At 67.3% G+C, this 23984-nt stretch carries 18 protein-coding genes; 12 read left to right on the top strand and 6 right to left on the bottom strand.

Annotated elements, in window-relative coordinates; genetic code table 11:
• Positions 1-10: 10 nt before the first annotated feature.
• Complete coding sequence (locus VN11_RS16480; RefSeq protein WP_005410663.1) at positions 11-214, top strand: dodecin family protein; 204 nt, start codon at positions 11-13, stop codon at positions 212-214.
• A 6-nt stretch (positions 215-220) separates the two neighbouring features.
• Here the strand turns inward: VN11_RS16480 and VN11_RS16475 are convergent, their stop codons facing one another.
• The gene (locus tag VN11_RS16475) at positions 221-1048 is read right to left on the bottom strand and encodes a kinase (protein WP_053451365.1); all 828 of its coding nucleotides are present in this window, start codon (positions 1046-1048) and stop codon (positions 221-223) included.
• A 40-nt stretch (positions 1049-1088) separates the two neighbouring features.
• On the opposite strand from VN11_RS16475, the gene pdxH reads away from it, so the two are divergent.
• Together pdxH and VN11_RS16465 are read left to right on the top strand one after the other, a co-directional pair.
• Positions 1089-1688, top strand: a complete 600-nt coding sequence (gene pdxH / locus VN11_RS16470; RefSeq protein ID WP_053450514.1) for a pyridoxamine 5'-phosphate oxidase — start codon at positions 1089-1091, stop codon at positions 1686-1688.
• A gap of 208 nt (positions 1689-1896) precedes the next feature.
• Complete coding sequence (locus tag VN11_RS16465; protein ID WP_053450513.1) at positions 1897-2370, top strand: DoxX family protein; 474 nt, start codon at positions 1897-1899, stop codon at positions 2368-2370.
• Positions 2371-2447: 77 nt separating this feature from the next.
• Here VN11_RS16465 and prpR read toward each other — a convergent pair whose 3' ends face one another.
• Entirely contained in the window at positions 2448-4031 is a 1584-nt protein-coding gene (gene prpR, locus VN11_RS16460) for a propionate catabolism operon regulatory protein PrpR (protein ID WP_053450512.1), read from the bottom strand.
• A gap of 154 nt (positions 4032-4185) precedes the next feature.
• On the opposite strand from prpR, the gene prpB reads away from it, so the two are divergent.
• From prpB to pbpC, 8 genes are all read left to right on the top strand, one after another.
• Positions 4186-5079 carry a methylisocitrate lyase gene (gene prpB, locus VN11_RS16455; protein WP_010482769.1) on the top strand — a complete coding sequence of 298 codons (894 nt, stop codon included), beginning with the start codon at positions 4186-4188 and terminating at the stop codon, positions 5077-5079.
• 36 nt (positions 5080-5115) lie between these two features.
• Positions 5116-6273: a bifunctional 2-methylcitrate synthase/citrate synthase gene (gene prpC, locus VN11_RS16450; RefSeq protein ID WP_008265338.1), complete on the top strand. Its 1158-nt coding sequence runs from the start codon at positions 5116-5118 to the stop codon at positions 6271-6273.
• A 97-nt stretch (positions 6274-6370) separates the two neighbouring features.
• Complete coding sequence (gene acnD / locus VN11_RS16445; protein ID WP_053450511.1) at positions 6371-8989, top strand: Fe/S-dependent 2-methylisocitrate dehydratase AcnD; 2619 nt, start codon at positions 6371-6373, stop codon at positions 8987-8989.
• Positions 8990-9083: 94 nt separating this feature from the next.
• Positions 9084-9788: a hypothetical protein gene (locus VN11_RS16440; RefSeq protein ID WP_053450510.1), complete on the top strand. Its 705-nt coding sequence runs from the start codon at positions 9084-9086 to the stop codon at positions 9786-9788.
• A 29-nt stretch (positions 9789-9817) separates the two neighbouring features.
• Positions 9818-10996: a 2-methylaconitate cis-trans isomerase PrpF gene (prpF, locus tag VN11_RS16435; protein ID WP_053450509.1), complete on the top strand. Its 1179-nt coding sequence runs from the start codon at positions 9818-9820 to the stop codon at positions 10994-10996.
• 71 nt (positions 10997-11067) lie between these two features.
• Positions 11068-12528, top strand: coding sequence for a bifunctional 2-methylcitrate dehydratase/aconitate hydratase (locus tag VN11_RS16430; RefSeq protein ID WP_053450508.1), 1461 nt, complete (start codon positions 11068-11070; stop codon positions 12526-12528).
• A 173-nt stretch (positions 12529-12701) separates the two neighbouring features.
• Positions 12702-17609 carry an alpha-2-macroglobulin family protein gene (locus VN11_RS16425; protein ID WP_053450507.1) on the top strand — a complete coding sequence of 1636 codons (4908 nt, stop codon included), beginning with the start codon at positions 12702-12704 and terminating at the stop codon, positions 17607-17609.
• A gap of 49 nt (positions 17610-17658) precedes the next feature.
• Positions 17659-20040, top strand: coding sequence for a penicillin-binding protein 1C (gene pbpC, locus VN11_RS16420; RefSeq protein WP_053450506.1), 2382 nt, complete (start codon positions 17659-17661; stop codon positions 20038-20040).
• Positions 20041-20095: 55 nt separating this feature from the next.
• Here the strand turns inward: pbpC and VN11_RS16415 are convergent, their stop codons facing one another.
• Positions 20096-20671, bottom strand: coding sequence for a ferritin-like domain-containing protein (locus VN11_RS16415; protein ID WP_006463374.1), 576 nt, complete (start codon positions 20669-20671; stop codon positions 20096-20098).
• Positions 20672-20700: 29 nt separating this feature from the next.
• Entirely contained in the window at positions 20701-21183 is a 483-nt protein-coding gene (locus VN11_RS16410) for a peroxiredoxin (RefSeq protein ID WP_053450505.1), read from the bottom strand.
• 261 nt (positions 21184-21444) lie between these two features.
• Here VN11_RS16410 and VN11_RS16405 point away from each other — a divergent pair, with 261 nt between their 5' ends.
• Complete coding sequence (locus VN11_RS16405; protein ID WP_006463346.1) at positions 21445-22332, top strand: DnaJ C-terminal domain-containing protein; 888 nt, start codon at positions 21445-21447, stop codon at positions 22330-22332.
• Between the two features lie 136 nt (positions 22333-22468).
• On the opposite strand, the gene pilH is transcribed toward VN11_RS16405, so the two are convergent.
• Both pilH and VN11_RS16395 read right to left on the bottom strand, forming a co-directional pair.
• Complete coding sequence (pilH, locus tag VN11_RS16400) at positions 22469-22840, bottom strand: twitching motility response regulator PilH (RefSeq protein WP_005410644.1); 372 nt, start codon at positions 22838-22840, stop codon at positions 22469-22471.
• An 88-nt stretch (positions 22841-22928) separates the two neighbouring features.
• Complete coding sequence (locus VN11_RS16395) at positions 22929-23924, bottom strand: YhdH/YhfP family quinone oxidoreductase (protein WP_053450504.1); 996 nt, start codon at positions 23922-23924, stop codon at positions 22929-22931.
• Positions 23925-23984: the final 60 nt, after the last annotated feature.

The following is a 23984-nucleotide window of genomic DNA, read 5'->3' as shown; positions in this document are numbered from 1 at the left end:
AGTACAGGCCATGACGGTCGCCAAGGTCATCGAAATCACCGCCTCCTCGCCGAAAAGTGTGGAGGACGCGGTGCGCAGCGGGCTGAAGAAGGTTTCCGAGACGGTCAAGGGCATCCAGGGCGCCTGGGTGAACGAGACCAAGGTGGTCACCAACGGCAGCGGCGAGATCACCGAATGGCGGGTCAACCTGCGGGTGACGTTCCTGGTGGAGTAGATGGCCTCAGCGCACGTCCTGCACCTGGCGCTGCCCGTCCAGCACCACCACGTGGTCGGCCAGGGCGGGCAGGGCCTGCAGCGCCTGGCGGCTGACCCGCTCGTAGTACTGCACGAAGCGCTCCAGCTGCGGCCGGCTCATGCCGTGCCGGCCCGGCTGTGCCGCCTGTAGATTCTGTTCCTGCTGCCAGCGCCAGCGCGGCACCACCGAGAAGTCCGGTGGCTGCAGGAACCACAGGCGGTGGCAGCGCTGCCACAGCGCCGGGTAGTCGCGGGCCAGCGCCTGGTTGCACCAGCGCCGCCAGCGGCCATCGGTGTCGGCCTCGCGTTCCAGTGCGTTCAGCGGGCTTTCCAGCGCCTCTTCATCCTGCGCGGGCGTGCCGAGGAACCAGCCTTCGAATACCAGCAGGTCCAGCGGTTGTTGCAGGCGAGGCCACTGCGCCTCGGGCAGGCGCTCATCGGCCAGCTTGTCGAAGCGTGGCATTGCGAAGGGCTGGCGCGCGGCCACGGCGTCGAGCACGGCGTGGGCCAGTGGCAGATCGTGGGTGCCGGGTGGGCCACGGGTGATCAGCAGCGGATGCACCTGGCGGGCCAGCCGTTGACGCTGCACCCGGGTGAGGTAGACGTCATCGATCGACAGCGTGGCCGCGTTCAGGCCGCGTGCCTGGGCGCGTGCCACCACCTGCGCGGCCAGCGTCGATTTGCCGCTCCCCTGCAGGCCGCTGATCGCCAATACTGGAACCGTCATGCCGCTGCCCAGCACATCGTCCAGAACCCGCTCGGCCAATGTTTCGGGGAATCCTTTCACCTGGGGCATATACGCAGCAGCGACCATGCCGCCACAATAGCCCAAACCGTGTGAGAAGAACGCAATCATGAGCGACCTGTACGCCGAAGCCCTGTCCACGTTTGCCGGCCTGTTCGAAGAGGCCAAGCAGAGCCGCGAGGTCGAGCCGAACGCGATGACCGTGGCCACCGCTGATGCGCAGGGCCGCCCCTCCGCGCGCACCGTGCTGCTGAAGGCGTTCGACGAGCGCGGCTTCGTGTTCTACACCCACCTGGACAGCCACAAGGGCCGGGAACTGCAGGCCAATCCGCAGGCCGCGCTGCTGTTCCTGTGGCGCAGCCTGCGCGAGGCGGGTATCCAGGTGCGCATCGAAGGCCGTGTCGAACAGGTCGCCGATGCCGAAGCCGATGTCTATTTCGCCAGCCGCCCGCGCATGAGCCAGATCGGCGCGTGGGCTTCGCAGCAGTCGAAGACGCTGGCGACGCGTGAGGAATTCGACGCGCGCGTGGCCGAGATCGAAGCCCGCTTCGAGGGCAAGGACGTGCCGCGACCGGAAGGCTGGAGCGGCCTGCGCGTGGTGCCTGACCGCATCGAGTTCTGGTACGGCGCGCAGTTCCGCCTGCACGAGCGCTGGTGCTATGAGGCCGGTGCCGAAGGGCGCTGGAGCAAGCGGCTGCTGTACCCGTGAATGATGCGGCCCGGCTGACGTGTCCTCTGTAGGGCCGAGCCATGCTCGGCCGCTTTCGTAGAGTCGAGCTTGCTCGACTGCTCTATACCCAGTCGAGCAAGCTCGACTCTACGAAAGCGGGTTGTCGTGTTCGGACTGGCCCGCTTCATCTGCGAGCAGGCTGCCAACCGGCACACTGCGATCGATTCCCTCGACATCCGGAGTTGCCATGCCCTCCTGGCGTTGCCTGTTTGCCGTGCCATCACCGCGCCGTGGCGTGGAAGCGTCTCTTCTGCTGCTTGCCCGCATCGTGGCCGGGGTAATGTTCTGCGTCTCCGGCTGGAACAAGGTGTTCACCGAGGCCGGCCGCGAACGCATGGTGCATACGCTGGTCGATGCCGGCATTCCGTTCCCGGTGTTCAATGCGCCGGTGCTCGGCGCAATTGAGTGGATTGCGGGTGGACTGCTGGTGTTGGGCCTGCTCAGTCGCCCGTCTGCCCTGCTGCTGGCCGCGATCTGCGCGGTGGCGGCGCTGACCGATGGCATTGCGCGCATTCCGGCAGGACTGAGCGTGCCGGACTGGCTGAGCTGGTTCTTCTACCTGAGCGAAGTGCCACTGGGCGTGCTGTTGCTGTGGATAGCGGCAGTGGGCAGTGGCCGCTTCGCCATCGAGGCACGCTGGGCGCGCTCGCGCAATCTGTAGAGTCGAGCTTGCTCGACTGCTTTTCTGTGGGGCCGAGCCATGCTCGGCTGATTTTCTCTAGTCGAGCAAGCTCGACTCTACAGCCCTTCCGCGCGCAGCCAGCGCCACAGCGTGGTGCGTGACACGCCCAGCGCCTGCGCCATGCCTTCGCGGTCATTGCGGTGTTCCTGCAGCAGCGTTTCCAGCTGCGCACGCGGCGGGCGCTTGCCGTTGCTTTCCACTGGCAACGCGGCGGCGCCGTCGTTCACCAGTTCGGGTGCCAACTGCCGCAGTCGCGCCGCATCGATGAGTCCTTCGCCCGGCTGCCAGTGGATGCGCAGGCGATCCACCAGGTTGCGAAGCTCTCGCACGTTGCCGGGCCATTCGGCGTTGGTCAGTGTGGTCATTGCAGCCTCGTCCAGCGGCGCGTCGATGCCACGCAGCTGGCGGAAGAAATGCTGTGTCAGCAGCGCAATGTCACTGCGCCGCGCACGCAGCGAGGGCAGCGCGATGCGCAGCGCGGCCAGCCGGTAGTACAGGTCGCGGCGGAAGCTGCCGGCCGCCGCGCGCTGTTCCAGTGACTGCAGGGTGGCGGCGACCACGCGCAGGTCGACCGGGGTCGGTTCGGTGGCGCCCACGCGCAGTACTTCGCGTTCTTCCAGTACCCGCAGCAGGCGGGTCTGCAGCGGTAGTGGCAGTTCGCCGATTTCATCCAGGAACAGAGTGCCGCCATCGGCCGCCTCGACCAGGCCGACACGGCCCCCCCGCCGCGCGCCAGTGAAGGCGCCATCGCTGTAACCGAACAGCTCGGCCTCCAGCAATGATTCGCTGATCGCGCCGCAGTTCAGCGCCACGAAGCGTCCACGACGAGCGCTGGCAGCGTGCAGCTGGCGCGCGACCAGTTCCTTGCCGGTGCCAGTCTCGCCGCTGACCAGCACGGTGCTGTCATGCGGCGCATACAGCGCGATCTGTGCGCGCACCTGCGCCATCGCGTCGCTGTCGCCGAGCAGCTCATGCGCATCGGCGCGCGACGCGGCGCGGCGACGCGGGGCAGGGCGGGTGCCACCGGAGCGGGCCAGGGCCTGGGTCAGTTCCAGTGCGTGTTCAAACGCCTGCCGCACCGAATCGGCCGAATACAGCAGCACGCCCGGCAGGCCGGCCTGCTCGGCGTGGTCGATGGCCATGCCGGTGCCGACGATCACCTCGATGCCGTTGGCGCGCAGGTCTGCGATGCAGTCGCGCGCGTCCTCGCGGGTGACAAAGCGCCGATGCTCGATATCCAGGCCGAAGCTCTGCTGGAAGTTGCTGAATACCGGTACGTCACTGGCGTGGGTGACCAGGCCGATGCGGCTGGCGATGCGCCGTGCACGCGCCAGTGCCTCCATCAGGTCGAAGCCGTTGGCCTGGATGGGCACCAGCGGCAGGTCGAGCCGGCCGCGCAGCCAGGCGGCGTTGGAGCCACCGGCGATGACCACGTCGCAGTGCTCGCGGCGCAGGCGCTGGCCGATCACGTCCACCGCTTCCTCGAAGCCGAGGTTGATCTGCTCGATGCGCGCACGGCGGTCGAACTCGGGAATGACGTCGCCGAGCAGGCCGGTCAGGCGCGAGACGCTGACCGTCCAGATCACCGGGCGGCCGGGGTCGGTGTCGGCATGGCGCAGGGGCGAGCGGGGCAGGTACATGGCGGTGGCAAGGACGAATGATGTTTCATGATACATCCGTTTCAATGTTTCATATGTTTCACTGCTGCGCTATGGTCATGCCTTTGAAATCAACCGCTTGCAGCTTGGCACGGTGTTTGCGCCTACCCCTGCGTTCTTCAACCTGGATTGCCGCATGACCGCTTCCACTCCTTTTTCCGCCGGTGCCCGCTTCCGTGAGGCGCTGGCTGCCGAATCGCCGCTGCAGGTGATCGGCGCGATCAACGCCAACCACGCCCTGCTGGCCAAGCGCGCCGGCTTCCGCGCCATCTACCTGTCCGGTGGCGGCGTTGCCGCCGGCTCGCTGGGCCTGCCGGACCTGGGCATCAACACCCTGGAAGACGTGCTGGTGGATGTGCGTCGCATCACCGATGTTTGCGACCTGCCGTTGATGGTCGACATCGACACCGGCTTCGGTCCGAGCGCGTTCAACATCGCGCGCACCGTGAAGTCGCTGATCAAGGCCGGCGCCGCGGCCTGTCATATCGAAGACCAGGTCGGCGCCAAGCGCTGCGGCCACCGCCCGGGCAAGGAGATCGTGTCGCAGGGTGAAATGGTCGACCGCGTGAAGGCCGCAGCTGACGCCAAGACCGATCCGGACTTCTTCCTGATCGCACGTACCGACGCCATCCAGGTGGACGGCGTGGACAAGGCCATCGAGCGCGCCATCGCCTGTGTCGAGGCCGGTGCCGATGGCATCTTCGCCGAGGCCGCCTACGACCTGGACACCTACCGTCGCTTCGTCGACGCGGTGAAGGTGCCGGTGCTGGCCAACATCACCGAATTCGGCGCAACCCCGCTGTTCAGTCGCGATGAACTGGCCTCGGCCGGCGTGGCCATCCAGCTGTTCCCGCTGTCCGCGTTCCGCGCGGCCAACAAGGCGGCGGAGAACGTCTACCAGGCGGTGCGCCGTGATGGCCACCAGCGCAACGTGGTGGAGACCATGCAGACCCGCGAAGAACTCTACGACCGCATCGGCTACCACGCCTTCGAGCAGCAGCTCGATGCACTGTTCGCCGCCAAGAAATAAGCAGTACCCTGCACCATCAGTTTTCGGAGGGAAAACATGAACGATACGACCGCAACCCCGACCTTCAAGCCGAAGAAGTCCGTCGCCCTGTCCGGCACCGCCGCCGGCAACACCGCGCTGTGCAGCGTCGGCCGCAGCGGCAACGACCTGCACTACCGTGGCTACGACATCCTGGACCTGGCCAACACCAGCGAGTTCGAGGAAATCGCCTACCTGCTGGTGCACGGCAAGCTGCCGACCCGCGCCGAGCTGGTTTCGTACAAGGCCAAGCTGAAGTCGCTGCGTGGCATTCCGGCTGCGGTGAAGGCCGCGCTGGAGGAGCTGCCGCCGTCGGCGCACCCGATGGACGTGATGCGCACCGGCGTGTCGGTGCTCGGCTGCGTGGCGCCGGAGAAGGACGACCACAACCACCCGGGCGCGCGTGACATCGCCGACAAGCTGATGGCCTGCCTCGGCTCGATGCTGCTGTACTGGTACCACTGGAGCCACAACGGCCGCGCCATCGATGTGGAAACCGACGATGACTCGATCGGCGGCCACTTCCTGCACCTGCTGCATGGCGAGAAGCCGCAGGATTCGTGGGTGAAGGCGATGCACACCTCGCTGATCCTGTACGCCGAGCACGAGTTCAACGCCTCGACCTTCACCTGCCGCGTCATCGCCGGCACCGGCAGCGACATGTACAGCGCGATCTGCGGTGGCATCGGCGCGCTGCGCGGCCCGAAGCATGGCGGCGCCAACGAAGTGGCGTTCGAAGTGCAGAAGCGCTACGACAACCCGGATGAGGCCGAGGAAGACATCAAGGCCCGCGTCGAGCGCAAGGAAGTGGTGATCGGTTTCGGCCACCCGGTCTACACCGTCTCCGATCCGCGCAATAAGGTGATCAAGGACGTCGCCCGCGAGCTGTCCGAAGAACAGTCGAGCATGAAGATGTACGACATCGCCGAGCGCCTGGAATCGGTGATGTGGGACATCAAGAAGATGTTCCCGAACCTGGACTGGTTCAGCGCCGTCAGCTACCACATGATGGGCGTGCCGACCGCCATGTTCACCCCCCTGTTCGTGATCGCCCGCACCGCCGGCTGGAGCGCACACATCGTCGAGCAGCGCATCGACGGCAAGATCATCCGCCCGAGTGCCAACTACATCGGCCCGGAAGACCGCGACTTCGTCGCCATCGACAAGCGCGTCTGATCCACCTGCTGTATCCATCCGGCCGGCCCTATGCCGGCCGGGTGCTTTCGCCGCCGCACCGCCGGCACCCGGCCCGCCTCAAGCACTCCGCCAGCCCATGAATACCGATTACCGCAAGACCCTTCCCGGCAGCGCGCTGGACTATTTCGACGCGCGTGCCGCCGTCGATGCGATCCAGCCCGGCGCCTATGCCACCCTGCCGTACACCTCGCGCGTGCTGGCCGAGAACCTGGTGCGCCGCTGCGATCCGGCCACGCTCAGTGACTCGCTGAAGCAGTTGATCGAGCGCCGCCGCGACCTCGATTTCCCGTGGTTCCCGGCCCGCGTGGTCTGCCATGACATTCTCGGCCAGACCGCATTGGTCGATCTGGCTGGTCTGCGCGATGCGATCGCCGACAAGGGCGGTGATCCGGCCAAGGTCAATCCGGTGGTGCCGGTGCAGCTGATCGTCGATCACTCGCTGGCGGTGGAGTGTGGTGGTTACGACCCGCAGGCGTTCGAGAAGAACCGCGCCATCGAGGATCGCCGCAACGAAGACCGCTTCCACTTCATCGACTGGACCAAGCTGGCGTTCCAGAACGTGGACGTGATTCCGCCCGGCAACGGCATCATGCATCAGATCAACCTGGAGAAGATGTCGCCGGTGGTCTACGTGCAGGACGGTGTTGCGTTCCCCGATACCTGCGTGGGCACCGACAGCCATACCCCGCACGTGGATGCGCTGGGTGTGATCGCGATCGGTGTAGGCGGACTGGAGGCGGAGAACGTGATGCTCGGCCGCGCCTCGTGGATGCGCCTGCCCGATACCGTCGGCGTCGAACTGAGTGGTCGCCCGCAGCCGGGCATCACCGCCACCGACGTGGTGCTGGCCCTGACCGAGTTCCTGCGCAAGGAGCGCGTGGTCGGCGCGTGGCTTGAATTCTTCGGCGAGGGTGCGGCGGCACTGACCATCGGTGACCGCGCCACCATCTCCAACATGTGCCCGGAATACGGCGCGACCGCGGCGATGTTCTACATCGACGCGCAGACCATCGACTACCTGCGCCTGACCGGCCGCGAGGAGTCGCAGGTGGCGCTGGTGGAAAACTACGCGCGCACCACCGGCCTGTGGGCCGATGACCTGGCCACCGCGCAGTACGAGCGCGTGCTGCGTTTCGACCTGTCCAGCGTGGTGCGCAACATGGCCGGGCCGTCCAACCCGCACAAGCGCGTGGCCACCGCCGAGCTGGCCGAGCGCGGCATCGCCGACGAAGCCAAGCTGGAAGCGGGCAAGGCCGAGCAGGCGCAGGGCCTGATGCCCGATGGCGCGGTGATCATCGCGGCCATCACCAGCTGCACCAATACCTCCAATCCGCGCAACGTGATCGCCGCCGCGCTGCTGGCGCGCAATGCCAATGCGCGTGGCCTGCAGCGCAAGCCGTGGGTGAAGTCGTCGCTGGCGCCGGGTTCCAAGGCCGTGCAGCTGTACCTGGAAGAGTCCGGCCTGCTGCCGGACCTGGAACAGCTGGGTTTCGGCATCGTGGCGTTCGCCTGCACCACCTGCAACGGCATGAGTGGCGCGCTGGACCCGAAGATCCAGCAGGAAATCATCGATCGTGACCTGTACGCCACGGCTGTGCTGTCGGGCAATCGCAACTTCGATGGCCGCATCCATCCGTACGCCAAGCAGGCCTTCCTGGCTTCGCCGCCGCTGGTGATCGCCTACGCCATCGCCGGTACCGTCCGCTTCGATATCGAGAAGGACGTGCTGGGCGTGGACGCCGACGGCAACGAGGTGCGCCTGAAGGACATCTGGCCGAGCGATGCTGAAATTGATGCCGTGGTGAAGGCCTCGGTGAAGCCCGAGCAGTTCCGCAAGGTCTACAACCCGATGTTCAACGTGCGCGTTGAACATGGCGCTGCGGTCAGCCCGCTGTACGACTGGCGCCCGCAGAGCACCTACATCCGCCGCCCGCCGTACTGGGAGGGTGCATTGGCCGGTGAGCGCACGCTGGCCGGCATGCGCGCGCTGGCGGTGCTGCCGGACAACATCACCACCGACCACCTGTCGCCGTCCAACGCGATCATGGCGTCGAGTGCCGCTGGTGAATACCTGGCGAAGATGGGTTTGCCGGAAGAAGACTTCAATTCGTACGCCACCCACCGCGGCGACCACCTGACCGCGCAGCGCGCCACGTTCGCCAATCCGAAGCTGTTCAACGAGATGGTGCGCAACGACGACGGCAGCGTGAAGCAGGGTTCGCTGGCGCGCGTGGAGCCGGAAGGCAAGGTCATGCGCATGTGGGAAGCGATCGAAACCTACATGGACCGCAAGCAGCCGCTGATCATCATCGCCGGTGCCGACTACGGCCAGGGCAGCTCGCGTGACTGGGCTGCCAAGGGCGTGCGCCTGGCTGGCGTGGAAGCGATCGTGGCCGAAGGCTTTGAACGCATCCACCGCACCAACCTGATCGGCATGGGCGTGCTGCCGCTGGAGTTCAAGCCGGGCACCACCCGCCTGACCCTGGGCATCGACGGCACCGAGACCTTCGACGTGGTCGGCGAGCGTACTCCGCGTGCCGAGCTGACCCTGGTCATCCATCGCCGCGATGGCCAGGACGTGATCGTGCCGGTCACCTGCCGCCTGGACAGCGATGAGGAAGTGGCGATCTACGAGGCCGGCGGCGTGCTGCAGCGCTTCGCCCAGGACTTCCTGGAAGGCGCCAAGGTGGCGTAAGGCAGCGGCTGGCTGCCTTGTGTCGAGTTGCCGCCATGCTGGCTTCGGCCCGCATGGCGGTGGTCACGAAGGAGAGGGGCGTTGCCCCATCTGCATGGGAACCGCGTTCTACAACATCGCAGGTACGGTCAACACCGCCTTCATCCTGCTGAGCCTGTTGGGTGTGGGCGCGCAGCTGCGGCTGGTGCGCCGCCGCCGGGAACGTGCGGGCGCGGCTGACAGCGCCACTGCGGTGCTTTCGCTGAACCAGTTCACGGTCAGCTTCCTGGCCTACCTGTCCTTCTTCGTCTATGGCTACAGCATCACGCCGTTCAATCACTTCATTGTCTGGCCGCGCTTGCTCGCGTCGCTACTGGTCATGGCCATCCTGGTGGAGATCTGGCGCGACCGACGGAGCCGCTCCGCTACGACCAGCGTGCTGACAGCCGCCCTGTTGTTGCTCTGCGCACTGGCCGGGCTGGCCTGGGGTGACCGGCATGTGGATGAGGGCAGGGTAGTCGCCAGCGCGATGATAGTGGTCATTACTGCCTTGCTGGCGCAGGGCTACACGCATCAGATCCTGCTGATCCTGCGCAATGGCCATACCGGTGCAGTGTCGCTGCGGATGAGTCAGTTGATCCTGCTGATGGACCTGTCGACGATCGTGTTTGCCTTCGCCATGGGGATGCAGATGGGATGGCCGTTGCTGCTGCTGGCCGTGGTGAGCGGCAGCACCAAACTGGTCATCCTGTATCTGTTCCGCTGGCAGCAGGGGGCCTCCGCCGCAGATCGTCGGCGACAGCGGTTGCAGCCTGCGTAGTGCGTGTTCCTTACCTTATCGAGAATGTCATGAGCTTCCTTCCGCAACTCCGTATTCCCGCCACCTACATGCGCGGTGGCACCAGCAAGGGCGTGTTCTTCCGCCTGCAGGATCTGCCTGAAGCCGCGCAGGTGCCGGGCGCCGCACGCGATGCACTGCTGATGCGCGTGATCGGTTCGCCCGATCCGTATGGCAAGCAGACCGACGGCATGGGCGGTGCCACCTCCAGCACCAGCAAGTGCGTGATCATTTCCGCCGCTTCGGTGCCTGACCACGACGTGGATTATCTGTACGGCCAGGTCTCGATCGAAACCGCCTTCGTCGATTGGAGCGGCAACTGCGGCAATCTCAGCACCGCGGTCGGCCCGTTCGCGATTGCCAACGGCCTGATCGATCCGGCCCGCGTGCCGCGCGATGGCCTGTGTACTGTGCGCATCTGGCAGGCCAACATCGGCAAGACCATCATCGCCCACGTGCCGATGCGCGATGGCCAAGTGCAGGAGACCGGCGATTTCGAGCTGGATGGCGTGACCTTCCCGGCCGCCGAAATCCAGCTGGAATTCATCGATCCCTCCGACGACGGTGATGCCGGCGCGATGTTCCCCACCGGCAATCTGGTGGACACCCTCGACGTACCCGGCGTGGGCAGCTTCGAGGTGACCATGATCACCGCCGGTATTCCGACCATCTTCCTCAACGCCGCCGATCTGGGCTACACCGGCACCGAACTGCAGCCGGCGATCAACGAGGACAAGGCGGCGCTGCAGAAGTTCGAAGCCATCCGTGCGCATGGAGCGCTGCGCATGGGCCTGATCTCGAAACTTGAAGACGCGGCGACCCGCCAGCACACGCCGAAGGTGGCCTTCGTGGCGCCGGCACAGGACTACGTATCGTCCAGCGGCAAGGCCATTGCGGCCTCGGCCATCGACCTGCACGCGCGTGCGCTGTCGATGGGCAAGCTGCACCACGCGATGATGGGTACCGCGGCCGTGGCGATCGGCACCGCGGCGGCGATTCCAGGCACCCTGGTCAATCGTGCCGCCGGTGGCGGCGAACGCGAGGCGGTGACCTTCGGCCATCCCTCCGGCACGCTGCGCGTGGGCGCGCAGGCCGGCCGCGTTGACGGCCAGTGGACGGTGACCAAGGCCATCATGAGCCGCAGTGCCCGCGTATTGATGGAAGGCAAGGTGCGGGTGCCGGCCGAATAGTGCTCTGGTAGCTGCCAACCTTGGTTGGCTTGGTGCACGGGCAACCGTGCACCGCAACGAGGAGATCGACGATGTCCAGCAACCCCGTTCCATCCAACGAACGTGCAGCGTGGGATGCGCTGCTGGTGGACATTGTCGACTACGTGCGCGACGCGCGCATCGACTCACCGCTGGCGTTCCAGACCGCGCATCACTGCCTGCTCGATACGCTGGGCTGCGGGCTGGAAGCGTTGTCCTTCCCGGCCTGCAGCAAGCTGCTCGGGCCGCTGGTGCCGGGCATCAGCGTGGTCAACGGCGCGCGCGTGCCGGGTACGCACTACGTGCTGGACCCGGTGCAGGCCGCCTTCAACCTCGGCGCGATGGTGCGCTGGCTGGATTTCAACGACACCTGGTTGGCCGCCGAATGGGGGCATCCGTCGGACAATCTCGGCGGCATCCTCGCCGTCTGTGATTGGCTGGGACGAAACGCACAGGCCCTGCGTCGCCCGCCGCCGACCCTGCACGACGTGCTGCTGGCGATGATCAAGGCGCACGAGATCCAGGGCGTGCTGGCCCTGCAGAATTCGTTCAACCGGGTCGGGCTGGACCATGTGGTGCTGGTCAAGGTGGCCACCACCGCGGTGGTCGCGCACCTGCTCGGGCTGGATCGCGAACGCATGCTCAATGCGCTGTCGCTGGCCTGGGTCGATGGCCAGGCGCTGCGGACCTACCGTCATGCGCCCAACACCGGCTCGCGCAAGAGCTGGGCGGCGGGCGATGCGACCAGCCGTGGCGTGCGCCTCGCCTTGATGGCGGCCAGTGGCGAGATGGGTTACCCAAGCGTGCTGAGCGCACCGACCTGGGGCTTTGAGGCAGTGTCGATGCATGGCCAGCAGCTGACGCTGGGGCGGCCGCTGGGCAGTTATGTGATGGAGAACGTGCTGTTCAAGATCAGCTACCCGGCCGAGTTCCACGGCCAGACCGCGGTCGAGGCCGCGATCACGCTGCACCAGCAGCTGCGCGCGACGGGGCGCCGGGTCGAAGACATCGCGCACATCGCGATCCGCACCCAGGAAGCCTGCATCCGCATCATCGACAAGCAGGGCCCGCTGCACAATCCGGCCGACCGTGACCACTGCGTGCAGTACATGGTCGCCATCGCGCTGCTGCATGGGCGGCTGGTGGCCGAGGATTACGAGGACGACGTTGCCGCCGATCCGCGCATCGACGCGCTGCGCGCGAAGATGGCCTGCCATGAGGATCCGCGGCTCAGCGCCGATTACCTTGACCCGGACAAGCGCAGCATTGCCAACGGCCTGAGCGTGCGTTTCACCGATGGCAGCGAACTGCCGGAGGTGCTGGTGGAGTACCCGCTCGGTCACGCCCGGCGCCGCGAGGAAGGCATCCCGCTGCTGATGGACAAGTTCCGCCGGCACCTGGCCCACCGTTTCCCGACCGTCCAGCAGCAACGCATCCTGGCCGCGTCGCTGGACCCGGTGGCACTGGCGGCGATGCCGGTGACCGACTACGTGGACCTGTACCTGCCGGGGTAGGGGCGCGTTGGTGGGTGCCAATCTTGGTTGGCATGAGGGCGCCAACCAAGGTTGGCGGCTACCGGTCCTGCCGGTCAGCGGCCGGCACTACCCGCCCCGGGCAATTGCCGGATTCGCGTCAACACCTTGACGCGGCGCGCCTATAATGGCCACCTCGATCAAGGAGTGACGATATGAGCGGTCCGGCGCGGCGGAAGCGGTGGGGATGGGCGGCGGCGGTACTGGCAGGAGGCCTGTTGCTGGGCCTGGCCGGCTGCCGCAACGACAGTGGGCAGTTGCCCAAGACCAGCGGTGAAGCGATCACCACCAAAGCCGAGCAGGTGAAGGAGTTCACCCTGCTGCGCGCCTACCCGGACCAGAAGAATGACGGCCTGTCGCTGGCGCTGGAGTTCTCGCGCCCGCTGGTCGGCACCCAGGACTTCGACAAGCTGGTGCGCTTCGAAGAGAAGGTCGGCACCGATGACAGCAGCTGGACGCTGTCCGACGACGGCCTGACCCTGCGCTACCCGTTCGTCGAGGCCGGCAAGGAATTCAGCCTGGTGGTCTCGCCGGACCTGCTGGCCGCCGATGGCAGCCGCCTGGGCAAGGAACTGAAGCAGAAGGTGTTCAGCGGCGAGCTGAAGCCGGTGGTCGGCTTCGCCTCGCAGGGCAGCGTGCTGCCGGCCAAGGACAGCCGCGGCCTGCCGGTGGTCTCGGTGAACGTGCCGGAGGTCGACGTCGAGTTCCTGCGCGTGCGCGAGAAGGACCTGCCGACCTTCTTCAGCCAGTACCAGCGCGGCGGCCGCCGTGGCAGCTGGGAACTGAGCAGCGACTACGAGCGCAGCCCGATCAACAAGCTGGCCGAGCCGGTCTACGTCAACCGCTTCATCCTCGGTGGCAAGCAGAACGAGCGGGTGCTGACCTACCTGCCGACCCAGGACATCAAGGAGCTGCAGGAGCCGGGCCTGTATTTCGCCCTGCTCAAGCGTACCGGTGACTATGAAGGCGAGTTCGATACCGCGTTCTTCTCGGTCAGTGACATCGGCCTGCATACCCGTGCCTACAAGGACAAGCTGTTCGTGCACACCGCCGGCCTGAAGGACGGCGCGCCGCTGAAGGGCATCGACCTGCGCGTACTCGATGCCAAGGGCGAGGTGGTCCTGAAGGGCAGCACCGACGGCAACGGCAACGCGTTGCTGAACTACACCCTGGATGCGACCCACGTGCTGGTCGCCAGCAGCGGCAAGGACACCAGCTTCCTGCCGTTCAACCAGCCGGCGCTGGACCTGAGCGAATTCGCCGTGGCCGGTCGTGACAATGCCTGGTTCGACGTCTACGCGTGGTCGGGGCGTGACCTGTATCGCCCGGGCGAGACCGTGCGCCTGTCCGCACTGCTGCGCGACAACGATGGCAAGCCGGTCAAGGCTCAGCCGGTATTCCTGCGCCTGAAGCAGCCCGACGGCAAGACCTTCCGTGAGACCCGCCTGCAGCCGGGCGACCAGGGTTACATCAACTTCGAACAGGTGATTCCGGCCGAGGCGCCGACCGGGCGCTGGCAGGTCGAGTTCCGCACCGACCCGGCCAGCAAGGAAGCGATCCAGGGCATGACCCTGCGCATCGAAGAGTTCCTGCCCGAGCGCATGAAGCTGGAGCTGGACAGCGCGCAGAAGACCCTGAAGCCGGGCGAGGCGCTGCGCCTGCAGGCCAATGGCGCTTACCTGTATGGCGCGCCGGCCGATGGCAACCGCTTCACCGCGCGCATGGCGGTGGCGGCCGAACAGAAGCCGGTGGACGGCCTGCCGGGGTATTTCTTCGGCGACCCGACCCTGCAGCTGCCGCGCGAAGCCAAGGACGTGGTCGATACCACGCTGCCGGCCAATGGCCAGCTGCGCGAGGACGTGGCATTGCCGGAAGAGGCGGCCAAGGCCAAGGCGCCGATCGCGGTGGTGCTGTCCGGCAGCCTGTATGAAACCGGTGGCCGCACGGTCACCCGTACCCTGAAGCGGGTGATGTGGCCGGCCAATGCGCTGGTCGGCGTGCGCCCGCTGTTCAACCCCGATGATGGCGCCGATTCCAACGGCAATGCGCGCTTCGAGCTGATGCGCGTGGACGCCGCCGGTAACCCGCAGCCGGCCAAGGGCCTGAAGATCACCCTGGTGCGCGAACTGCGCGATTACCACTGGACCTTCAACGACAACCGCTGGGATTACGATTTCACCCGCCGCTTCGAGAACAAGGAAACCCGTACCGTCGATGCCGGCAGCAGCGCGGTCGCCTTCGATTTCCCGGTGGAGTGGGGCGAGTACCGGGTGGACGTGTTCGATCCGTCCACCGGCCTGACCAGCCGCTACCCGTTCCGCGCCGGCTGGAGCTGGGGCGATGACAACCGCGGCCTGGACGCACGCCCGGACAAGGTCAAGCTGGGCCTGGACAAGACCGGCTACAAGGCCGGTGACACGCTGGAAGTGACGGTGACCCCGCCGCACGCTGGCAAGGGCATCCTGATGGTCGAGACCGACCGCATGCTGTACGTGCAGGACATCGAGGCCAAGCCGGGTTCGACCTTCAAGATTCCGGTCACCGCCGACTGGGAGCGGCACGACGTCTACATCACCGCGCTGGTGTTCCGTGGCGGCAGTGCGCCGAGCAAGATCACCCCGGCCCGTGCCGTGGGCGTGGTGCATGTGCCGATGGACCGCAAGGGCCGCACCGTGGCCGTCGGCCTGGTCGCGCCCAAGCAGATGCGCCCGGAGCAGGACCTGCCGGTAACCGTCAGCGCACCGCAGCTGGCGGGCAAGACCGCACACGTCACCGTGTCGGCGGTGGACGTGGGCATCCTCAACATCACCCGCTTCCCGGTGCCGAATGCCGGCGCGCACTTCTTCGCGCAGCGTCGTCTCGGCATTGATGCCTACGACATCTACAGCCGGGTGATCGAGAGCTTCGACGGTGGCGCCGGCAAGCTGAAGTTCGGCGGTGACATGGCGCTGCAGGCGTTGCCGCAGGCCAAGCGCCCCACCGCCCGCGTGCAGACCGTGGACCTGTTCTCCGGCCCGGTGCAGCTCGATGCCAAGGGCATCGCCCGCATCCGCCTGAAGGTGCCCGACTTCAACGGCACCCTGCGCGTGTCGGCACTGGTCTACAGCGATGACCAGTACGGCAAGCGCGACGTGGAAACCGTGGTGCGTGCGCCGATCCTGGCCGAGGCCAGCATGCCGCGCGTGCTGGCGCCGGGCGACCGCAGCACCGTGACCCTGGACGTGCAGAACTTCACCGGCAAGCCCGGCCAGTTCAACGTGAAGGTGGAAAGCGAGGGGCCGCTGAACCTGGGCGAGGGCAGCCGCAGCGTGCAGTTGAATGCCGATGCCAAGACCACGTTGAGCTTCCCGCTGTCGGCGCGCGAAGGCCACAGCGTGGCCAAGGTGCGCGTGCGCGTGGACGGCAACGGCTTCAAGGCCGATCGCCGTTACGAGCTGCCGGTGCGTGCGGCGTGGCCGCAGGTGCTGCGCTCGCAGGTGCGCACGCTCGATCCGCTGGCCGCGGTCAGCCTCGACAACAGCCTGACCGATGGCCTGATGTCCGAGTCGGTGAATGCACGCCTGCTGGTCAGCCCGCTGCCACCGATCCCGTTCGCCAGTGCGCTGCAGGGCGCGCTGAACTACCCGTATGGCTGTGCCGAGCAGACCACCAGCAAGGGTTACGCCGCGCTGATCCTGGATCAGGCCACGTCGTCGATGCTTGGCGCCGACGGCCTGGACGCCAAGACCCGCCGCGAGCGCATGGAAGGCGCGTTCGGCCGCCTGGCGTCGATGCAGGTGGCCAACGGCAACTTCTCGATGTGGGGTGACGATGGCTACGTGAACCCGTGGCTGACCCCTTACATCACCGAGTTCCTGCTCGACGCCAAGGATGCTGGCTTCGCGGTGCCCGACAACGTGCTGCAGAAGGCGCTCAACCGCCTCAGCGAGGACCTGCTGTCCGGTGGCAATCAGTTCTACGGCCAGGACGACCGCGAGAAGCTGAAGTTCGCCAACCAGGCGTATTCGGGCTACGTGCTGGCCCGGGTCAACCGCGCTCCGCTGGGGACGCTGCGCACGCTGTATGACAACGAGCGCAGCAAGGCGGTCGGCGGCCTGTCGCTGGTCCATCTGGGCGTGGCGCTGTCGCTGCAGGGCGATGCCAAGCGTGGCCAGGCGGCATTGGCCGCGGCCTTCGCCAAGTCCAGCAGCGAACGCCCGTCGTACTTCGGCGACTACGGCAGCGCGATCCGTGATGACGCGCTGATGATCGCGCTGACCCACGAGAACAAGCTGGCCAAGCCGGCCTGGGATGCGCGTGCGGTGGATCTGGGCCGTGGCCTGGACGCGCGCCGCAATGCTGGCTGGATGTGGCTCAGCACGCAGGAACAGGTGGCCATCGCCCGCCTCGGCAAGGCCTTGGCCGCCAACCAGAAGGCGCTGGTGGCCGGTGAGCTGGTGATCGGCGGCACGACCGAAGCGATCAGCGAACGCAAGCTGTTCGGCCGCAACTTCAGTGCCAGCGAGCTGGCCAGTGGCGTGCGCTTCACCCCGCAGGGCCAGCCGCCGATGTTCGCCAGCATCGACGTGGCGGGTATCCCGCGCAGCGCGCCGGCACCGGACAACAGCGTGCTCGGCATCGAGCGCAGCTATTACGGCACCGATGGCAAGCCATGGTCGCCGCGCCCGCTGAAGGAAGGCGAGGCGCTGATCGTGCGCGTCACCGTCACCGCCGATACCACGATGCCCGACGCGCTGCTGACCGACCTGCTGCCGGCCGGCCTGGAGATCGAGAACTTCAACCTGGGCGATGCGAAGCAGTGGGCTGACGTGGTGGTCGATGGCATCACCATCAGCGACCGCGGTGAAGCGGCCGATACCAAGCACGAAGAGTTCCGCGACGACCGCTACGTGGCCGCGCTGAAGCTCTCGCGTGGCAGCAAGGCCAACGTGTTCTACCTGGTGCGCGCGGTGACCCCGGGTACCTACTCGGTGCCGCCGCCGCTGGTGGAGGACATGTACCGCCCGCAGCTGCGTGGCGTGGGCCGCAGCAACCCGACCACGATCACGGTGGTGCAGCCGTGACCGCGCGGACGGGCCGCGACGGCGCGGCCCGTCCCCCTGGCAACCTGCAATGAAACGCACGATGACGACCCGGCTGGCGGCCCTGCGCCGCTGGCTGCGGCCGCTGTGGCCGTGGCTGCGATGGGGCACGGCAGCCATGCTGGCGCTGCTGCTGGTGCTGGACGTCGCCTTCCCGCCGCCGCTGCCGAAGCAGCGCGATACCAGCACCCTGGTGGTGGCTGCCGACGGCACGCCGCTGCGTGCATTTGCCGATGCCGAAGGCGTGTGGCGCTATCCGGCGTCGATCGACAGCGTCTCGCCGTTGTACCTGCAGGCGCTGCTGACCTACGAAGACCGCTGGTTCTGGCGGCATCCGGGTATCAACCCGCTGGCGATCCTGCGTGCCAGTGGCCAGCTGCTGCGCGGCGGCCGCATCGTGTCCGGCGGTTCGACCCTGACCATGCAGGTCGCACGCATCCTCGACCCGCACACGCGCACGCCGTGGGGCAAGCTCAAGCAGATGCTGCGCGCGGTGCAGCTGGAAGTGCACCTGAGCAAGCGGCAGATCCTGGCCCTGTACCTGGAGCGCGCGCCTTACGGGGGCACCATCGAGGGCGTGGAAGCGGCCAGCTGGGCCTACCTGGGCAAGCCGGCGGCGCAGTTGTCGCACGCCGAGGCTGCGTTGCTGGCGGTGCTGCCGCAGGCGCCGAGCCGGCTGCGCCCGGACCGCCACCCGGAAGCGGCGCAGAAGGCGCGCGACAAGGTGCTGTCACGCATGGCCGAACTGGGTGCATGGACGCCGGACGAGGTGGAGGACGCGCGCATCGAGAACGTGGTGGCACGCTCGCTGCGGCCGCCGCTGCACGCCGCGCTGCTGGCCCAGCGCCTGCATTCGGCGCATCCGGGCCAGGCACGCATCCAGAGCAGCATCGACATCGGCCTGCAGCGCACGCTGGAAGAACGCGTGGCCAGCTATTTCTCGACGCTGCCGGAACGCACGTCTGCAGCGCTGTTGGTGGTCGACAACCAGACCCTGCAGGCGCGCGCTTATGTCGGCACCCTGGCGTTCGGCGATCGCCAGCGGCTGGGCCACGTGGACATGGTGCAGGCCTGGCGCTCGCCGGGCTCCACGCTCAAACCATTCCTGTACGCGATGGCGCTGGATGATGGCCTGATCCATTCGGAAAGCCTGCTGGTCGATGCACCGCAGAGTTTCGGCAGCTACCGCCCCGGCAATTTCGACATGGCGTTCAACGGGCCAATCGGCGCCGCCAGCGCGTTGCGGCTGTCGCTCAACGTGCCTTCGGTGGACCTGCTGCAGCGGGTCGGCGCGGCGCGCTTTGCCGCGCGCCTGTCGCACGCCGGCATCCAGCTGCGCTTCCCGCCCGGCAGCACGCCCAACCTGTCGTTGATCCTGGGCGGCACCGGCGCGCGGCTGGAGGATCTGGTCGGCGCGTTCGCCGCGCTCAACCGCAACGGCATCGCCGGCCGCGTGCGTTACACCGATGATGAGCCGATGATCGAGCGCCGCCTGGCCTCGCCGGGCGCCAGCTGGATCGTGCGCGAGATGCTGGAATCGAACCCGCGCCCGGGCTACAGCGTCGGCACCTTCGACGTCGGGGGCCGCCCGCGCGTGGCCTGGAAGACCGGCACCAGTTATGGCTACCGCGATGCGTGGGCGATCGGCAGCACCCGCCACTACACCGTGGGCGTGTGGGTGGGGCGTCCGGACGGCACGCCGCTTCCCGGCCAGTACGGTGCGGTCACCGCTTTGCCGCTGATGTTCGAAGTGGTGGACAGCCTGCCGCGCCAGCGCGGTGACTCGGCTGCCGCACCGATGCCGGCCAGCGTCAGCCAGGAAGACATCTGCTGGCCGACCGGCGAGCGGGCCGAAGGCCTGCCGGCGGCACTCTGCCAGCGGCGGATGCCGGCGTACCTGCTTGAGGGCGCGGCACCGCCAACCTTCCCCGAGCGCGAAGCACGGCGCTGGCAGCCGGGCCGACAGCGCTACCTGGCCGATGCCCGCAGCGGCCTGCGTGTATCCGCCGATTGCAGCGCGCCTCATGAAGAAGTGGCGCGTGAGATCGCGCGCTGGCCGGCGCTGCTGTCGCCCTGGCTGTCCAAGGCCACGCGCGAGGCCTCGCAGCTGCCGCCGTTGTCGCCGGATTGCCGTGATGATGGCCGCGAGGCCAGCGTCGCACTGCACATCGACGGGCTCAATGATGGCGCCACGCTGGCGCGCGCGCCGAATGCGGAGCATGGCGTGCGCCTGCAGCTGCGCGCGCTGGGCAGCGAGCAGGCGGTGGACTGGCTGCTGGATGGACGCTGGATCGCACAGACCCGTGGCGCGCAGCTGATGCAGCGTGAGTTCGCCGACCCGGGCGCGCATACCCTGACCGCGCTGGCGGCCGATGGCGCGTGGACGCAGGTGCGGTTCAACGTCCTGCGGTAGCGCCAGGCCCTTGTAGAGTCGAGCCATGCTCGACTCTACCGGGAGCGTTACAAGGCTATTCGCCAATCCACCCATCCAGCAGGTCGGCGAATTCGTCGGCGTGTTCCTCTTCCTGCGCGAGGATCTCTTCGAGGATGCGCTTGGTGGTGGTATCGCGGTCGCCGATGAAGTTGATCATCTCGCGGTAGCTGTCGATGGCGATGCGCTCGGCCACCAGGTTCTCGCGGACCATGTCGCGCAGGTCGCTGCCTTCCTTGTACTCGGCATGCGAACGCGCGGTCAGCGTGTCGGGGTTGAAATCGGGCTCGCCGCCGAGCTGGACGATGCGCTCGGCCAGCTTGCCGGCATGAGCCTGTTCCTGCTGGGCGTGTTCGAGGAACTCGGCCTTGACCGCGTCGGCCAGCATGCCCTTGGCCATGAAGTAGTGCCGGTAGTAGCGCAGCACGCACACGTATTCGGTGGCCAGGGCATCGTTGAGCAGCTTGATCACCACCTTGCGGTCGGCGCTGTAGCTGTCGGTGATCGCACCATCCTCGATGTTGCGGCGGGCGCGGTCACGCAGGGTCTTGCGGTCGCTGATGCCGGGAATCTTCGCGGCGGGCTTGGGGGCTTTGGCTGGCTTGCTGGACATGGCTGGCCGTTTCCTCTTGCGGTTGGTAGTCAGGTGGGCAGGTGCTCCAGCACGTACTCGGCTGAAGAGACTTCGAACTGGCCAGGCTGTTCGATCCAGGCTGCGCGCACTACGCCGTCGACCACGTACAGGGCGAAGCGGCGCGAGCGGATGCCCATGCCCGAGGCGCTGGCATCGAGTTCCAGGCCGAGCGCGCGGGTCAGTTCGGCATTGCCATCGGACAGCATCAGCAGGCCATCGGGCACATTCTGCTCGGCCGCCCAGGCCTTCATCACGAACGGATCGTTGACCGCCATGCAGTAGACGTCGATGCCGCGCTTGCGGAACGCCTCGAACTGCTCGACGTAGCCGGGCAGATGACGGGCCGAGCAGGTCGGGGTGAACGCACCGGGCACGGCGAACAGCACCACCTTGCGTGCGTCGAACAGCGAATGCGTATCGAGCGTTTCGATGCCCTCGCGGATGCGCTTGAGGGTCACTTCCGGGATGCGGTCGCCAACGTGGATGGTCATGGTGAACTCCTTGCAGGGGCAGGCTAGTGGCCGGCATGGGACAGGGGCGTCAAGACATTGGAAAACCCGTGTGCAGGCCCCATCTTCAGGCTTTGCGGCGGGGGCTTCCAGCCACAGCCTGGGGCATCGGGATGGCAGCCGCATTGCGCAGGATCAGTCGGCCTCACCGGGGCCGCACGATGGGCGGCGTAGCATCGCTGGCGCGTAGAATGAACCCGGGGCGGCGCCACCGGCGCGGCCGAAGCGAATCGAGGTAGCTGGATGGAATTCAAGGATTACTACGCCACCCTGGGGGTGGAACCGAGCGCGGGCGAGGCGGAGATCAAGACCGCCTATCGCCGGCTGGCACGCAAGTACCACCCGGATGTCAGCAAGGAGGCCGGGGCCGAAGACAAGTTCAAGGCGGTCAACGAGGCCTACGAGGCGCTGCGCGATCCCGAGAAGCGCGCCGCCTATGACCAGCTGCGCGCGCAGGGGTACCGCCCGGGCGAGGAATTCAACGTGCCGCCGAACTACGGCGGCGCCGGGGGCTTCAATTTCGAGGAAGTGTTCGGCGGTGGCGGCCCCAATGGCGGCTTCAGCGACTTCTTCGAGAGCCTGTTCGCACGCCAGCGTGGCGGTGCCGGCCCGGGGCCGGGCTTCAGCAGCCAGGGGCATGCGCCCAACCGTGATACCCGCGCCAAGCTGTCGGTTCCGCTGGAGGCGGCCTACAACGGCGACAGCCTGCGCATCACCGTCAACGGCAAGCAGCTGGACGTGCGCGTGCCCAAGGGCATCCGCCCGGGCCAGGTGATCCGCCTGGCAGGGCAGGGCAACCACGGTGGCAACCTGCTGCTGGAAGTGGAGTACGCCGCGCACCCGCAGTTCGAGGTCGATGGCCGCAACATCCTCTACACGCTGCCGGTCACGCCATGGCAGGCCGCGCTGGGCACCAGCATCAGCGTACCGACCCTGGGCGGTGCGGTGGAGCTGAAGATCCCGGCCGATTCCGATGCCGGCCGCAAGCTGCGCCTGCGCGGGCGCGGCCTGCCGGGCAATCCGGACGGCGACCAGATCGTTGAAATCGAAATCGTGGCCCCGGCTGCGACCGACGAGGCGCAGAAGAAGGCCTACCGGAACCTGGCCAAGGCGTTCGGCGAGTCAATCTGAAGGTGGCGCCGGGCCACGCCCGGCGACTTTGATATGTAGAGTTGAGCCATGCTCGACTCAGCAAAAACGTGCCGACCAAGGTCGGCACCTACCAGGGCGATGTGCCAACCAAGGTTGGCACCCACCGGAGCAGGCTTCAGCCCTGCCCGGCGAACACCCGCTCCAGCACCTCGGAGAGTTCGTCTTCCGAGAACGGCTTGGTGATGTAGGCCTTGGCGCCCTGGCGCATGCCCCACATGCGGTCGGTGTCCTGGTCCTTGGTGGTCACCAGGATCACCGGGATGTGCCGGGTGGCTTCGTCGCGGGCGAGGGTGCGGGTGGCCTGGAAGCCGTTGAGGTTGGGCATCACCACGTCCATCAGGACCAGGTCGGGCAGCTCGGCCTTGGCGGTTTCGACCCCGGCGGCGCCATCGGTGGCGGTCAGGATCTGGTGCCCGAGCTTCTCGACGATGCGCTGTATCCCCAACAGCTGCGACGGTGAGTCGTCGACGATCAGAATGCGTGCCATGTTGTTCCCCATGTAATGCCCGCAGTGTAGTGCGGGCACATTACCGGCGGGAGGGCCACGTCTGCCGTCCGTCGCCTGCCTGCGACGTTCAGTCGATCCGCACCACGGTGCGCCCCAGCGAACCACCGGCCAGCATCCGCTCGAACACCGCCGGCAGGCCATCAAGGCCGACCTCGGCGGTGCAGATGCGGTCCAGGTGCTGCGGTTTCCACTCGTTGCCCAGGCGTGCCCACACTTCCTCGCGCAGCGCGCGTGGTGCGTTTGCCGAAGACACGCCCAGAAGCGACACACCGCGCAGGATGAACGGCATCACCGTCATGTCCAGCGTCGGGCTGGCGGCCAGGCCGGCGCTGACCACGCTGCCATAGGGCACGGTCTGCGCCAGCAGGCTGGCCAGCATCGCGCCACCGGCGTTGTCGAGGCCACCGCCGAAGCGCGCCGACTGCAGCGGGCCGGTGTCGGCCAGCGCCGCGCGCGGCAGCACCTCGCTGGCACCGATGCCGCGCAGGAAGTCGGCCTGGTCCGGCTTGCCGCTGACCGCGTGCACGCTGTAGCCGGCACGGCTGAAGATCGACAGTGCCAGCGCACCGACGCCACCGCTGGCGCCGGTGACCGCCAGCGGGCCGAGGTCCGGGGTCTGCCGGTTGTCCTGCATGCGCAGCAGCGCCAGCGCCGCAGTGAAGCCGGCGGTGCCCAGCACCATCGCCTCGCGCGGGCTCAGCCCGGCCGGCTGGGCAATCACCGCGCGTGACTCCAGCCGCACGTACTGGCTGTAGCCGCCGTCACGGGTCTCGCTGAGGCCGCAGCCGGTGGCCAGTACCGCGTCGCCTTCACGCCAGTCCGGGTCGGTGCTGGCGACCACGGTGCCGGCCACGTCGATGCCGCCCACCAGCGGGAAGCGGCGCAGGATCTTCCCTTTGCCGGTGCCTGCCAGCGCATCCTTGTAATTGACCGAGGACCAGTGGGCGCGGATCAGCACCTGGCCGGGGTTGAGGTCGTCGACCCTGAGCTGGGCCAGGCCACTGCGGTAGCCGGCGTCGTCGTTTTCGATGCGGAAGGCGGTGAACGGGGTGGTGGGGGCCATCGGCGCTGCCTGACTTCGAGGAAAACGTCACCTTACCCGGTTGCCCCCCTTTCGATCCTG

Origin of the sequence: Stenotrophomonas maltophilia (assembly GCF_001274595.1) — a bacterium.
Classification (GTDB): Bacteria; Pseudomonadota; Gammaproteobacteria; order Xanthomonadales; family Xanthomonadaceae; genus Stenotrophomonas; species Stenotrophomonas forensis.
The sequence above is the reverse complement of the archived record's forward strand: the minus strand, read 5'-3'. Positions and strand labels throughout refer to the sequence as shown.